13 protein-coding genes are annotated in these 13,921 nt (G+C 66.3%); 3 read left to right on the top strand and 10 right to left on the bottom strand.

Translation table 11 applies throughout. The features are described 5' to 3' along the window. Positions 1-47: 47 nt before the first annotated feature. The 5 genes from groL to J7I84_RS05905 all read right to left on the bottom strand — a co-directional run bounded on the left by groL (position 48) and on the right by J7I84_RS05905 (position 4,537). The gene (gene groL / locus J7I84_RS05925; protein WP_214941959.1) at positions 48-1,682 is read right to left on the bottom strand and encodes a chaperonin GroEL; all 1,635 of its coding nucleotides are present in this window, start codon (positions 1,680-1,682) and stop codon (positions 48-50) included. 292 nt (positions 1,683-1,974) lie between these two features. Further along, on the bottom strand, positions 1,975-3,174 hold the full coding sequence (locus J7I84_RS05920; RefSeq protein WP_214942333.1) for an ABC transporter substrate-binding protein: 1,200 nt from the start codon (positions 3,172-3,174) through the stop codon (positions 1,975-1,977). Between the two features lie 68 nt (positions 3,175-3,242). Then, complete coding sequence (locus J7I84_RS05915; RefSeq protein ID WP_214941957.1) at positions 3,243-3,449, bottom strand: cold-shock protein; 207 nt, start codon at positions 3,447-3,449, stop codon at positions 3,243-3,245. A 65-nt stretch (positions 3,450-3,514) separates the two neighbouring features. Beyond that, positions 3,515-4,156, bottom strand: a complete 642-nt coding sequence (locus J7I84_RS05910) for a LytR C-terminal domain-containing protein (protein WP_214941954.1) — start codon at positions 4,154-4,156, stop codon at positions 3,515-3,517. Between the two features lie 51 nt (positions 4,157-4,207). After that, positions 4,208-4,537, bottom strand: a complete 330-nt coding sequence (locus J7I84_RS05905; protein WP_214941951.1) for a DUF3263 domain-containing protein — start codon at positions 4,535-4,537, stop codon at positions 4,208-4,210. 139 nt (positions 4,538-4,676) lie between these two features. Between J7I84_RS05905 and J7I84_RS05900 the strand changes: the two genes are divergently transcribed. Together J7I84_RS05900 and J7I84_RS05895 are read left to right on the top strand one after the other, a co-directional pair. Then, positions 4,677-5,447, top strand: a complete 771-nt coding sequence (locus J7I84_RS05900; RefSeq protein ID WP_214941948.1) for a uracil-DNA glycosylase — start codon at positions 4,677-4,679, stop codon at positions 5,445-5,447. A gap of 13 nt (positions 5,448-5,460) precedes the next feature. Continuing rightward, a complete protein-coding gene (locus J7I84_RS05895) occupies positions 5,461-6,300 on the top strand; it encodes a siderophore-interacting protein (RefSeq protein WP_214941945.1) in 840 nt (279 codons plus the stop codon). 20 nt (positions 6,301-6,320) lie between these two features. Here J7I84_RS05895 and J7I84_RS05890 read toward each other — a convergent pair whose 3' ends face one another. From J7I84_RS05890 to J7I84_RS05880, 3 genes are all read right to left on the bottom strand, one after another. Further along, the gene (locus J7I84_RS05890) at positions 6,321-7,808 is read right to left on the bottom strand and encodes a threonine/serine exporter ThrE family protein (RefSeq protein ID WP_214941942.1); all 1,488 of its coding nucleotides are present in this window, start codon (positions 7,806-7,808) and stop codon (positions 6,321-6,323) included. A 34-nt stretch (positions 7,809-7,842) separates the two neighbouring features. Further along, the gene (locus tag J7I84_RS05885) at positions 7,843-9,159 is read right to left on the bottom strand and encodes a peptidoglycan bridge formation glycyltransferase FemA/FemB family protein (protein ID WP_214941939.1); all 1,317 of its coding nucleotides are present in this window, start codon (positions 9,157-9,159) and stop codon (positions 7,843-7,845) included. A 136-nt stretch (positions 9,160-9,295) separates the two neighbouring features. Next, positions 9,296-10,429 carry a peptidoglycan bridge formation glycyltransferase FemA/FemB family protein gene (locus tag J7I84_RS05880; RefSeq protein WP_214941936.1) on the bottom strand — a complete coding sequence of 378 codons (1,134 nt, stop codon included), beginning with the start codon at positions 10,427-10,429 and terminating at the stop codon, positions 9,296-9,298. Positions 10,430-10,548: 119 nt separating this feature from the next. Between J7I84_RS05880 and J7I84_RS05875 the strand changes: the two genes are divergently transcribed. Next, complete coding sequence (locus J7I84_RS05875; RefSeq protein WP_214941933.1) at positions 10,549-11,094, top strand: TspO/MBR family protein; 546 nt, start codon at positions 10,549-10,551, stop codon at positions 11,092-11,094. Between the two features lie 45 nt (positions 11,095-11,139). On the opposite strand, the gene J7I84_RS05870 is transcribed toward J7I84_RS05875, so the two are convergent. Then, positions 11,140-12,579 carry an L-serine ammonia-lyase gene (locus J7I84_RS05870; protein WP_214941930.1) on the bottom strand — a complete coding sequence of 480 codons (1,440 nt, stop codon included), beginning with the start codon at positions 12,577-12,579 and terminating at the stop codon, positions 11,140-11,142. 188 nt (positions 12,580-12,767) lie between these two features. Continuing rightward, positions 12,768-13,916 (bottom strand): glycine cleavage system aminomethyltransferase GcvT, encoded by a 1,149-nt coding sequence (gene gcvT, locus J7I84_RS05865; RefSeq protein WP_214941927.1) that lies wholly within the window; start codon positions 13,914-13,916, stop codon positions 12,768-12,770. Positions 13,917-13,921 lie beyond the last annotated feature (5 nt).

The raw sequence follows: 13,921 nt of genomic DNA, 5'->3' as shown, positions 1-13,921 counted from the left end.
AGGGGGCCGCATTTCGTAACTGGCGGGGCAGGGCCCGGCCGGAGGGCTTAGAAGCCGCCCATGCCGCCCATGCCACCCATGTCGTCGCCGCCGGCAGGAGCAGCGTTCTTCTCCGGCTTGTCAGCAACAACTGCCTCGGTGGTTAGGAACAGGCCCGCGATGGAGGCCGCGTTCTGCAGGGCAGAGCGGGTCACCTTTACGGGGTCGTTGACGCCGGCAGCCAGCAGGTCGACGTACTCGCCGGTGGCTGCGTTCAGGCCGTGGCCAGCGGGCAGGCCGCGGACCTTGTCGACAACCACGCCGGGCTCGAGGCCGGCGTTGAAGGCGATCTGCTTCAGCGGGGCGTCGATGGCAACGCGGACGATGTTCGCACCGGTTGCCTCGTCGCCGGACAGTTGAAGGTTGGCGAATGCCTTGGCACCGGCCTGGATCAGGGCCACGCCGCCACCGGCGACGATGCCTTCTTCAACTGCAGCCTTGGCGTTGCGCACTGCGTCTTCGATGCGGTGCTTGCGCTCCTTGAGCTCAACCTCGGTTGCGGCTCCGGCCTTGATGACTGCAACGCCGCCGGCCAGCTTGGCCAGGCGCTCCTGCAGCTTCTCGCGGTCGTAGTCGGAGTCGGAGTTCTCGATCTCGGCGCGGATCTGGGACACGCGGCCGGCGATCTGGTCGGCGTCGCCGGCACCTTCGACGATGGTGGTCTCGTCCTTGGTGACGACAACCTTGCGGGCCTGGCCCAGGAGTTCGAGCCCAGCAGTTTCCAGCTTGAGGCCGACTTCCTCGGAGATGACCTGGCCGCCGGTGAGGACGGCGATGTCGGCCAGCTGCGCCTTGCGGCGGTCGCCGAAGCCAGGAGCCTTGACGGCGACGGACTTGAAGGTGCCACGGATCTTGTTGACGATCAGGGTGGCCAAGGCCTCGCCCTCGATGTCCTCGGCGATGATCAGCAGCGGCTTGTTGGACTGCATGACCTTTTCCAGGACAGCAACCAGTTCCTTGACGTTGGAGATCTTGGAGTTGACGATCAGGATGTACGGATCCTCGAGGACCGTTTCCTGGCGCTCAGCGTCGGTGACGAAGTAGGCGGAGATGTAACCCTTGTCGAAGCGCATGCCTTCGGTGAGTTCCAGCTCCAGGCCGAAGGTGTTGGACTCCTCGACCGTGATGACGCCTTCCTTGCCCACCTTGTCCAGGGCTTCGGCGATAAGGGCACCGATCTCATCGTCACCGGCGGAGATGGAGGCGGTAGCCGCGATCTCTTCCTTGGTTTCGATTTCCTTGGCGGAGTTCAGCAGCTCGGCGGTGACGGCCTCAACAGCCTTCTCGATGCCTCGCTTGAGGGACAGCGGGTCGGCGCCGGCGGCAACGTTGCGCAGGCCTTCCTTGACCAGGGCCTGTGCCAGGACGGTTGCCGTGGTGGTGCCGTCACCGGCAACATCGTCGGTCTTCTTGGCAACTTCCTTGACCAGCTCTGCGCCGATCTTCTCGTAGGGATCGTCCAGCTCGATCTCCTTGGCGATGGAAACACCATCGTTGGTGATCGTGGGGGCGCCCCACTTCTTTTCGAGGACGACGTTGCGTCCACGCGGGCCGAGGGTGACCTTAACGGCGTCGGCGAGGGTGTTCAGGCCACGCTCAAGGCCGCGGCGTGCCTCTTCATCAAATGCAATGATCTTGGCCATAACGGCAATAGTCCTTTCGGGACAGTCGTTAAGAATGAACCTTCGCTGCAGTGCCCGCGACGGACGATCCCTTGCCGGCGGCCTCTGTATGCCTCCGGGCGGGGGATCTCACTGAAGTGAGGTGTTTCTTTCGCTCGTCGACCGGTGCCGCGCGCCGCCGGCCGGAACCAGGCTTTGCTTTAGCAGTCGGTGCGTCAGAGTGCTAAGTCAATAATTAGCACTCCCCAGGTGAGAGTGCAAGCGAAAAGACGCCGGATACCCAACGGGGGAGCAGCGGCTTCGCCCAGGGCGATCAGCCGGAGTGTCCGGCTGTCTCCCGGCCGGACAGGGTGGGGAGGTTGTCCGTTCCGTAGGTATACACGGAGAAGACGGCTGCGGTGATGTCTCCGTTGGAATCGAAGGCAACCGGGCCCGATTCGCCGTCGTAATTGATGTCCGGGCCGGCAGCCAGGCCGCCGAGGCACTCCCTGTAGCTCAGGCAGGGCGCGGCGGGCGCCCCGGCTCCGGCGTGCGCCGCCCCTCCGGAGACGGGGATCAGGTTGGCGGCAATGGAGCGTCCGGCGTCATCCTGGGCGCGGGCCGCGGCGAGGGCCGCCAGCGTGACGGCGTCATAGGTTTCGGCAGCGTAGGAGAGGTCCTTCAGGGCCGGGTCCACCGCCAGCAGTCGTCCCTGGAAGGCAGCGGTGGGCAGCTGTCCGGGGACGATTGCGCGGGCGCCCTCGAGGACCCGGGATGGAAGCCCGGACCCGTAGCGGGCGAAGGCGCCGTCGCTGAGGATAAGCCGTGAACCGCTGAGGCCGGCATTGTTCAGCTCGGACAGGGCACCCTGCGCGCCCTCGCGGGCAATCAGGACGACGGCGTCCGGCTTGGCTTTGCCGGCACCGCGGGCGGCGTCCCCGGCGGCGCCTGCCTTGAACCCTCCCCCGGGAAGGACCGTCAGGCCGGACTTCTTCGCAGCGTCGGTCACGGCGGCCGAGAGTTCCTTGCCGTAGGAGCCGTCCTGGTACAGCACGCTGATGGTGCCGGCACCGGCGTCCTTGGCGAGCTTCGCCAGCACTGGGCCCTGCGCGACGTCGGCCGCGGCGGTACGGAAATAGTAGCCTCCGCTGGCCAGCCCGGACAGGCCGCCAGCGGTGTTGGCCGGGGACATGAGTGGTATGCGTGAGTGGGACAGGACCTCCACGGCGCTGGCCGCATGGCTGGAATCGGTGGGTCCGATCACCACGTCCGCTTTGGCAGCCGCCAAGCCATTCGCCTGCCTTGCGGCGTCCTGGTCAGGGTGCACCGGGAGGAGTTCCACCGGCCGGCCTTTGTGCCCGCCGGCGGCGTTGATTTCCTGGATGGCCAGCTTGGCGGCGGCCAGCTGGGGTGCATTAAGGAAGGCGTTGTCGCCGGTGTTGTCCAGGATCAGGCCCACCCGGAGGACGCCGTCGCCGGAGGCCTCCGCCGGCTCAGTCCTGGCGTTGCCACCGGCGCCGGCGCAGGCCGCCATCGAAAGAACCGCCACCAGGGAACCGGCGAGCGCTGCGCAGGCGCGGGCTCTTGAATGAAAAGTCGGCGTCACTGCTCGGGCCGGACGTTTTCTGCCTGTGGGCCCTTTTCGCCCTCGCCGACATCAAGCTGGACTCGCTGGCCCTCGGCGAGGGCGCGGTAGCCCTCGCCCTGGATTGCGGACCAGTGGACAAAAATGTCATCACCGGAGCCGTCAACGGTGATGAAGCCGTAGCCCTTCTCAGCGTTGAACCACTTGACGGTTCCCAGTGACATGGTGAACAACTCTTTCCGTTGGGGGCCAGGCGGACACCGGGCCGGCGTGACTGGACGGCGTGCGGCTACCGGTAACCCGGGCCCAGCACCACTACAAGCGGTACCTGGAACTCGGTGCTGTTCACCACGGTGGGGATGTTCAGCAGCCCTGCAAGCGCCTGGGCGCTGGCCAGTTGCTGGGGCCCGGCGTAGAAGATCACGGAGGATTTTTGTGGGGCCCCGGACCAGTTGCCCACCTGGCCGAGCCGCCAGCCGTCAGCCTGCACCGTTCCGGCTATCCGGCTGGCGAGCCCCGCCGTACCGGCAGCGTTGTAGACGGCAACTGCCTGGGTCCTGTCCGCAGCGGCCGGCTGGGTGGCGGAGGCCGTGGGTGCGGATCCGGGCTCATCGCCCTGGGTGGGCGCGGCAGAGGCGGATGGTGCCGGAGCCTCAGGGCTGGTGGCAGCAGCCTGCGTGGCCGAAGGCGCGGTTCCGGTGCCGGCGAGCGGTGCTGACTCCACGCTTGCGGACGCCTGGCTGGCGGTGGTGTTGAAGCCCAGTTTGGGAAGGATCAGGAAGGACACCAGTCCAATGGCAAGGGCCGCCACTCCCACCGCCAGGATGGGCCACAGCCGGACGCGGGACGGGGCCGAGGCCGTCCGGTGGACACCTTGTCGCGACGCAGCCTCCGGGACCTTGTCGAATTCATCGCGGGCGTATCTGGTCATGGTGGAAGGACATCCTTGTTGATTGCGGCTGTTGTCCCGGCCTGGGGCGTCTTAAGCGTCGGATCCCAGGCGCCGGGCAGTACGTGCACGGTGGCGCGACGTACGTAGTCTACGCAATCTCTTGACCAGCATGGGATCGTGGGCAAGGGCATCCTCGCGGTCGATCAATACGTTCAGGAGCTGGTAGTAGTGGGTTGCAGAGAGGTCAAACAGGTCTCGGATGGCCTGTTCCTTGGCTCCTGCGTACTTCCACCACTGCCGTTCCAGGGCCAGCATCTGCTGTTCGCGCTCCGAAAGGGAGGATTCCCGAAGGACGAAATCCGCCAGGAGGGACTTCCGTGGATCCTGCTCCGGCAGGTGTTCCCGGGCCGGTTCCGCCACGGCGCACTCCTTCGCTGGTTACGGTAAATGTCTCACCCCTATGCTAGCCGCCGAATCACACGGGTGTCATTCGGGCTGGTTCCAAGCAGCCGCCGGGCACCCGTGCCAGCCTCGGTTGAGAGACTGCAACAATGGAACGATGTTTGAGCCGGACGCCCTCTTCGAGCTGCAGCAGGACCCTGTGGACACCTTCCGCTTCGCTGACCTGGCGGAACTGCCGCTGGAAGAGCTGATGGCTTCCGACTGGGCCGAAGCACTGCGGGGCGTGGAAGCCCAACTCCGGAAGGTGCTGGCCTTCCTCGCAGGTGAGGAAGCGGCCGGGCACCAAATCCTGCCGCCGCCGTCGAACGTCCTGCGCGCCTTCCGCCAGCCCCTCGCCGACGTGAAGGTCCTCATCGTGGGGCAGGACCCCTACCCCACGCCGGGACACGCCGTCGGCCTGTCGTTTTCCGTCGATGCCCACACCCGCCCCCTCCCCCGCAGCCTGGTGAACATCTACCGGGAACTGGAATCGGACCTGGGCATCCCCCCGCGCGTCCATGGCGACCTGACGGCATGGACGGAGCAGGGCGTGCTGCTCCTGAACCGGGTGCTCACCGTGCGGGCCGGCGCGGCCGGTTCGCACCGCGGCAAGGGCTGGGAGGAAATTACGACGGCGGCAGTCACCGCACTGGCTGCCCGCAAGTCCCCGGACGGGTCCAGGATGCCGCTGGTGGCCGTGTTGTGGGGCAAGGAGGCTGAGGGCGTCCGGCCGCTCCTGGCCGGCGCCCCCGCTGTCACCAGCCCGCACCCCAGTCCGCTGTCCGCGTCCCGCGGGTTCTTCGGCTCCAGGCCGTTCAGCCGCGTGAACCAGCTGCTCCGGGAACAAGGTGCGCTGGACGTAACCTGGGAGCTCCCGCCGTCGCCCTAGCTACGCTTGCCTTATGAGCACTGTCCCCGCCGCCACCAGCGCAACCAAGAAGAGCCGTCCGCAGGTCAACCTCACCGTGCTGCGGAAGGAACAGCTGTCCCCGCACATGGTCCGGATCGTGGCCGGCGGAGAGGGCTTCGGCGATTTCGTCAACAACGGGTTCGTGGACCGCTACGTGAAAATCGTCTTTCCACAAGCCGGGGTCGAGTACCCCTCCCCGTTGGACCTGTGGACCGTCCGGGAGACCATGCCGCGCGAGCAGTGGCCCTTCACCCGCACCTACACGCTGCGCTGGGTGGATCCGGAGGCCCGGGAGCTGGCCATCGACTTCGTGGTCCACGGCGACGAAGGACTGGCGGGTCCGTGGGCGGCCAACGCCCAGCCCGGCGAGACGCTCACGTTCACCGGCCCCGGCGGCGCCTACAACCCCAATCCCGAAGCGGACTGGTACCTCTTTGCCGGTGACGAAGCGGCCCTGCCCGCCATCGCCGCCTGCATCGAGGCACTGCCGGCAGGGGCCACCGGGCTGGCCTTCCTGGAGGTCAATTCCGAGGCCGACATCCAGCCCATTTCCGCTCCCGCAGGGCTGCACATCACTTGGCTGCCCCGCAACGGAGCTCCAGCGGGTTCCAGCGAGCTGCTGGTCAACGCAGTGGCGGACGCGGAGTGGCCCAGCGGCACCGTGGACGTCTTTGCGCACGGCGAACGCGGCTACATGAAAGCGCTGCGCGAAGTCCTGTTCAAGCAGCGCGGGCTGGAGCGGCGGCAGGTTTCCCTCTCCGGGTACTGGGCGCAGGGCCGGGTGGAGGACGTGTTCCAGGCCGAAAAGAAACTCCCGGTGGGCCAGCTCTAGCCCTCGCCAGGCGCAGTACTCTAGCGGCGCCGGGCCCGGCGCCGCTCGTTGCTCGCCAGGCTGCGGGTCAGGGGGCGGGCCAGCACGTCTCCCAGGACAATCCCGGCGGCCGTACCCAGGACGATGGCGCCGGCGCTGAGCATCCCTCCGGCGCCCGCCAGGACGTCGGCTTCCTCCACGGTGAGCACATACATGGACCGGAAAATCGTGAGGCCCGGCAGCAGGATCAGTGCGGCGGGGACTGCCACCACCAGCTGCGGCGCACCCATCCGCAAGGCCACCACCCGTGCCAGCAGGCCAATGACAACGGCGGCTACGGCAGGTGCAAAACGGTCCCCGATTGCCATCCGGCCACAGCCGAGCAACACCAGGTAGCCTGCCACGCCAACGGCTGCGGTGGGCAGCAGGAGCCTCCAGGTGGTCTGTTCCGTGATGCCGATGGCCATCACCGCGGCGGCTACGAAGATAATGAGGACCCACAGATCGTACGCGGGCGGGAAGGTCTGCGTGACGTCGATGCGCTGCAGCCCGGTCAGTTCCCCCACCACGAAGGCGACAGCGATTCCTGCCACGATCGCGCCGAAGGTCAGCAGCGTGGACAGGAACCTCCCCGCCGCCGTCACGGGGAAGCCGTTGATGGCATCCTGCACGGAGGACACCAGGCGCCCGGTGGGCAGGAGCAGCAGGATGCCGCCCACCACCACGATGGACGGCGACGCGGTGAGCCCCCACTGCCAGAGCAGCAGCGCCAGGATGGTGACCACGAAAGAACAGCTGGCGGTGATGAAGAAGTCCGGTACCCGCCACCGTCCCAGCTGCCGGGCAAGCAGGCTGATCCCGATATTGGCCACGAAGGCAATCGCCGACGACGCGACACCGCCGCCCAACACCCCGACGAACACCGCCGCGAAGACACCGAACGCCGCCGTCACCATCCAGCGCGGGTATGGTTTGGGGCTGGTGATGGCCTCGTTGAGCCTGCGGATTGCTTCATCGCGGCCTACGCCGCCGGCCACGATGTCCGTCACGAGCTGGTGCACCTTCGCCAGGCCTGCATAGTTGTTGGTCCAGGAGCGCACCACGCGCAGGAGCGAAATCGGCGTCTGGTCCTTCGGTGCATAGTTGATGCCCACGGACTGGTTGGTGATGTCCACTTCAATGTTCTTCAGTCCCAACGCGGCAGTGACGGCAATGATGCTGGTCTCCACCTCCAGGGCGCCTGCACCGTAGCGGAACATGGTCTCAGCCAGATGCAGGGCAAAGTCCAGGGTTTTACGGGCGGACGTGTCCACGCCGCCCACCTGGATGGTGGGGTTGGCATACGGGCTGCCGGCCAGCCGGTCCACGATGCTCAGCGGAGCCGTGGGCGGGTTCTCGCCCTGCACCAAGCGGCGCAGCATCCTCTTGGCGGCAGCGTCCTGGCGAAGCTGCGCAGGCGTCAGCGGTTCAGTCTTGGGCAGGCCATCAGTCTTCGGCCTGGACCCTGGCCGTTCGGGCCGGTCGGTCATGCCCGGTTCCTCCCTGTGCGCGGTTATTGGGCGGTCAGGATGCGCGCTTCAGCGGCAGCTTGCCCAGGAGCGTGCGGGCGGCCGCAGCAGCGGACCTGGCGAGCCTGTTGGCGTGGAAGACGGCGGGCCGCACCGGCAGGACAAAGTCTCCCACCAGCTGGACTACCTCCCCGCCGAAGCCCTTCTTGAATTCGTAGCCGCCGTGGCCTTCCTCGTCCTGTCCCGAGATGCCGAACGTGCCGTAGAAGTTGTACCGCGGGTAGCCCTTCTCCAGGGCATGCAGCATCATTCCCCAGTAGAGCGAGGTTGCGCCGTTGAAGTAGATGTAGTCCTGGACGGTTCCGCCGATGACGCACACCACCTCATCGCCGTAGCAGACAAAGTGGATAGCTGCCACGGTTGCAGTTCCCACGGAGTCGGGGAACCGCTCGATGTCCTTCAGGCTCCGCTCGTAGCTGTCCACGAGGTCCTGGACCACCTTGAGCCGGTTGGCTTTCTTCTTGCTGCCGGTCTCCTCGACCTCGCGGCGGAGTTCGGCTGCGGTGGCTGACTCCTCGGCCATGCGTTCGGTGATGGATTTGCGGTAGGCAGGGATGTCGATCTTGGCCATCATCAGCTTGGTGAATTCGGCAGAGGTGGTGCGGAGCAGGTTCTCGTAGTAGGCGCGTTCGCGGTACACGAACCCCTTTTCGTCGCCGGCCCGGCTCAGTGCCCCGTAGAAATCATCCAGCGTTTCCAGGGTGGCCTGTTCAAGGAAGACACCGTTCTTCTCGGCCTTGCGGATGGCTTTCCGCGTCCGGTAGCTGGTGCCCATGATCAGTTCTTCGGCATCCTGGATTCCCACCAGGTTCTTGATGAACATCCAGTTGACGTTGACGAAGTTCATGTCCAGGCCCTGGTGCTGGAATCCGAGCCGTTCCAGGTCCGCCACCAGCGGCCTGTTGTCCTCGGTCTCCGGGTGCTCGGCCCCGTCGGCGTCCCGTGCGATGTACCTGAGGTTCGGCGAGATCCGCAGTTCAGCCGCTTTACGGCCCGCAGCGTGCTTCCGGAGAACCTCGACGACGGCACCCACCAGTTCACGGTCCGTGTAGTCCATGAGCGGGCCTTTGGCGCATTCGCAGACGGTGTATCCCAGCCGGGTGGTGGTGTAGTTAAGCTTTCCTGCGGCCACGAGTTCGCCGTCGCGCCGGACGCCGAAGAGTTCCACCTGCTGGCCCCTGGCACGCTGGAAGCGGGCAAAGTCGATGGATTGCAGGAAACTGTTCTGCGGGTGCTTCAGGGCGAAGGCCTCAAATTCGGCGTCGCTGAGGTTGGCGTACTCAAGCCCGGTAGCGGCGGAAACTGGATTCAAGGGGTGACCTTCTTCTGGACTCGTCGCGGCCTGTGGGCTCGCGCTGGGCGGACGGTTTTCGGTGCGGGCAGCACGGTTGCGTGCAGGCCGGCGGGGGCGCTTAGGCGTTACTGGCCGTGGCCGTGGCTGGAGCAGGTCAGTAGAACTGCTGCCGGGTGCGGGCGGTTTCGATCCGGCGGAACACCTTTTCCCCGCCCTTGACCCAGAGCCGGTGCCGGAGCGGGGACAGGACGGAGTCGTGGCAGCCCACGAAGTCGGTGACCGTCTTGGTGAAGCTGGTCTTGAACATGCCCATTCCGTAGAGGTTGTGGGTCTTGTCCTTGATGCGCGCAGCAGGCGGGGTGCCGCAGAAGTCGTACTCCGTGCAGCCAAGTTCCTGCATCCGCCGGATGGCCGCCCATTGCACCAGGTGCGAGTCCCCGTACTGCTTGCGGTTCTGGGTGGAACCGCCGTCCTTGTACGTGGCCTTTGCACCGTAGTTGATGACGAAGGCACCCACGCTGGGCTTTCCGTCTTCGTAGGCGAAGAAGAAGTTGCCCTGGCCACGGTTGCAGAACTCGTCCCAGAACCGCTCGTAGTAGTCGTAGCTGCGCAGCGGCATTGAACCCTTTGCGTTGACGGTGTTGGCCATCAGGTCGTACAGGGCACGGTACGTCTCCGGCCCCTGCTCCTGCCGGACCACCTGGCAGCCCTCACGCTCTGCGCGCCGGATCGCGTTCCTGGCCCGCGAGGAGATGGCCTTGAAGACTTCCTCTTCGGTGCCGGAGATATCCAGCAGGGCGGTGGAATCGTTGGACTGGATGTTCGGGGCTTTGACCAGGCCGGCGGCAGCGACGTCCCGCCGCGCCTCGTCGGAGTCGATGATGTCCGGTTCCACCTTGATGGTGAAGACATTCAGCTTCCTGCTGCGGACGAACTGCGCACACGCTTCGAGGGCGGGTTCCAGGTCTGCTGCATCCGCCAGGTCAGGGCCCTTGATGAGGTACCAAAGCCGCCCCAGGACGGGAAAATTTCGCTCCAGCACGAGGTTGTAGCTGGCGTTTCCCCCGCTCTCCAGCACCAGGAACCGGACTTTCCAGCCTTTTCCGTTCTTGACCGATGCGTAGGCTGCTGACTGCAGCATGTTGCCGCCGTTCGGGTTGGCCGTGACGTGCTTGTCCCAGTTCTCAATTTCCTCGGCTGTGGCAAAACGTGCGGTGAATTCTCGCAAGGGGGCCGTGTCCAATCGGGTTTGTGCGCGGTTTCGGTACTTCTGGATGTGTGCGGACATGCAGCCTCAAGTCTAAAGCCTCATGCGCTCCCGGCTTTTCTCCAGCACGCCCGCGCCGGCATCGCCCGGTTGTAAGCGCCGCCTTGACGGAGCCCAGGACGTTCAACAAGGGTTGGGGTATGAGGCCGGATGGGGAACAGGGCGCCGCTCCCACGGGAAGCGGCAGCCAGCCGTACAGTGCCGCGGTCCAGGCGGGAGCGCTTGCCGCTTTCCTGGCGGCGTCCCTGCTGGTGGCCGCGCTGGGCGGGCTGGCCTCGGCGGCCAACGTCACCGGATGGTACGCCGCTGCGGACAAGGCGCCCTGGTCCCCGCCCAACGGCGTGTTCGGACCGGTCTGGACCGTTCTCTACGCAGCTATGGCCCTCGCCGCATGGCTGGTGTGGCGTAAACGTACGGACGGAAGGCGGCAGGCCATGGTGGTCTACGCCATCCAACTGGCCCTCAACCTCGCCTGGACCCCGGTGTTTTTCGCACTTTACCCCGCCTTCGGCACGGCAGCCCTATGGCTGGGGCTGGCCATCATCGTGGCCCTGGTTGCTGCCGTCACGGTGACGGTGCTGCATTTCGGTCCCATCAGCCGGACGGCAGGACTGCTCCTGCTGCCCTACGTCTCATGGCTGGTGTTCGCCGCCAGCCTTAACTGGTGGGCCGCACTGCACAACTAAGCCACGGGCATCGGCAGCCAGCCCTGCTGCCGGGTCAGTTGGGTGTCAGCATTCGACGACGTTGACGGCGAGGCCGCCCATGGCGGTTTCCTTGTATTTGGAGGACATGTCCTTGCCGGTTTCGCGCATGGTGATGATGACTTCGTCCAGGGAGACGCGGTGGGTGCCGTCGCCCCAGAGCGCCATTTTCGCGGCGTTGATGGCCTTCGCGGCGGCGATCGCGTTCCGTTCGATGCAGGGGACCTGGACCAGGCCGCCGATCGGGTCACAGGTCAGGCCCAGGTTGTGTTCCATCGCGATCTCCGCGGCGTTCTCCACCTGCGCGGGGGTGCCGCCCATGACCTCGGCCAGGCCCGCGGCGGCCATCGAGGACGCCGACCCGACTTCGCCCTGGCAGCCCACCTCGGCCCCGGAAATCGAGGCCTGTTCCTTATACAGCACCCCCACGGCCCCGGCGGCGAGGAGGAACCTGACCACCACGGCCTCCCGGTCGGCCTGGCTGGCCTGGTCCATGCCCGGGGCGAAGTGCAGGGCGTAGAACAGCACCGCCGGGATGATCCCGGCCGCCCCGTTCGTGGGGGCGGTGACCACCCGCCCGCCGGAGGCGTTCTCCTCGTTCACCGCCAACGCCACCAAGTTAACCCACTCCTGCCAATACCTCGGGTCGAACGGGCCAGCGTCCCAGGGAGCGTCCGGGTCCTCGTCCCGGCCGTCCGCGCACTCCTTCTGCAGCCGCTCGTACCAGTCCGGGGCGCGGCGGCGGACCTTCAACCCACCCGGCAGCACCCCCTCACGCTTGAGCGAGGCGGCCACGCAGTTCTCCATCACGGACCAGATCTGCAGCAAACCCGCCCGGATCTCCTGCTCATCCCGGGAGGCTTTCTCGTTGACCAGCATCACGTCCGCGATGCCCAGCCCGGTCACCGCGCAGTGCTCCAGCAGTTCCGCGGCGGTCCGGAACGGGTGCGGCAGTACCTCTTTGGAGGCGTCCAGTTCCTGCTGCGCCGCGTCCTCCTCACCCTCCCGGACAATGAACCCGCCACCGACCGAGAAGAACGTCGCCGCGTGCAGCACATTCCCGCCGGCGTCGGTGACGGTGAACGTCATCCCGTTCGTGTGCCGCGGCAACACCGTCAAGGGCCGCAGCACCATATCGCCCACCCCATACCGCAGCGGGACAGTACCTGCCAGGTTCAGGGTCCCGGTCTCCGCGATGCTGGCCAGCCGCTCCTCCACCTGCTCCGGGAGGATCAGTTCCGGATGGAACCCCTCCAACCCCAACAGGACCGCAGTCATCGTCCCGTGCCCGTGCCCCGTCGCGGCCAACGACCCATACAAATCCACCCGCAACCCCGCCACAGCACCCAGCGTCCCGGAAGCCGTCAGCTCCTCAGCGAACACAGCAGCAGCCCGCATCGGCCCCACAGTATGCGACGACGAAGGCCCAATACCAATCGAAAAAAGATCAAAAACGCCAACAGCCATGCGAGAGGTTCCTAACTAAAAACAGTTGTTGGGGTTTCGACAGGCTCAACCACGGAAAAACGACGTGCCCGCAAGGGGACGGCGGAGCCGGACTTTTCGAAAGCGTGCGTCAAAGCGACGAAGGAGCAGCACGCGTGAAAATGTCCGGTCCGCCGGTCCCGGGGCCAGCCACGGAGCAGCACGCTGGACTACTTGGCCCGGCGGTAGAACGGGAGGTCGACGACTTCGAACGGCTCTGCCTTGCCGCGAAGATCGATGGCCAGGGCGGTGCCGGGTGCCGAGTGCGCGACGTCGACGTAGGCCATGGCGATGGGGTAGCCAAGGGTGGGTGAGGGCTGGCCGGACGTGACTTTGCCGACGGTGGCGCCGTCCTGGAGCACGGGGTAGTGCGCGCGGCCTGCGCGCCGGCCCTTGCCTTTGAGGCCCACAAGGCGGCGGCCGGAGGTGCTGCCGGCGCCGGCTTCCTTTTTGGCGGCCAACGCAGCTTTGCCAACAAAGTCGCCTTCCTTGGACAGTGCGACGACAGCACCCAGGCCTGCAGCGAACGGATCGTCCTGCAGCGACAGTTCGTTTCCGTACAGCGGCATCCCTGCTTCGAGGCGCAGGGAGTCACGGGAGGCGAGGCCGGCGGGGGTCAATTCCCCTTCGTCGGCGATGGCGATAAGTGCCTGCCACAGCGCGGAGGCGTCGGCGTTGTCCACGAAGATCTCGAATCCGTCCTCGCCCGTATAACCGGTGCGCGCGAGCAGGAGTTCCTTGCCGGCGCCGCCCACCAGGAACGGCACCTCCACGGCGGCGTAGTACTTCAGGTCCGTCACCGAGGAGTGCTGCGCGGCCGGGACCAGGCGCAGCAGGAGTTCCTGGGCTTTGGGTCCCTGCACCGCTATCAGCGATGTCCGGGCTGAGGCATCCTCCACCTGCACGTCGAACCCTGCGGCCCGTTCCTGCAGGGCCGCCGCAACCACGCTCGCATTGCCGGCGTTGGGTACCACCAGGAAGACGTCCGTGCCGTCCGCCGCGGCAGGGCGGCGGTACGTGATGAGGTCATCAATGATCCCGCCGTCCTCGTTGCAGATCAGCGAGTACTTGGCCTTGCCCACGGCCATGGCGGAGATCTTTCCTACCAGGGCGTAGTCCAGGAACGCGCCGGCTTCGGGGCCGTTGACCCAGACTTCGCCCATGTGGGAGAGGTCGAACAGCCCGGCGGCGTTGCGGACGGCGTGGTGTTCGGCCAGTTCGGAGCTGTATTTGAGCGGCATCTGCCAGCCACCGAAGTCGGTGAAGGAGGCGCCAAGCTTTTTGTGCTCGTCGTAAAGGGCGGTGTATTTCTCGGTCACGGTGG

The sequence above is a fragment of the Arthrobacter sp. ISL-85 genome, assembly GCF_018613675.1.
Lineage (GTDB): Bacteria > Actinomycetota > Actinomycetes > Actinomycetales > Micrococcaceae > Arthrobacter.
This window is presented reverse-complemented; position numbering and strand designations above follow the sequence as displayed.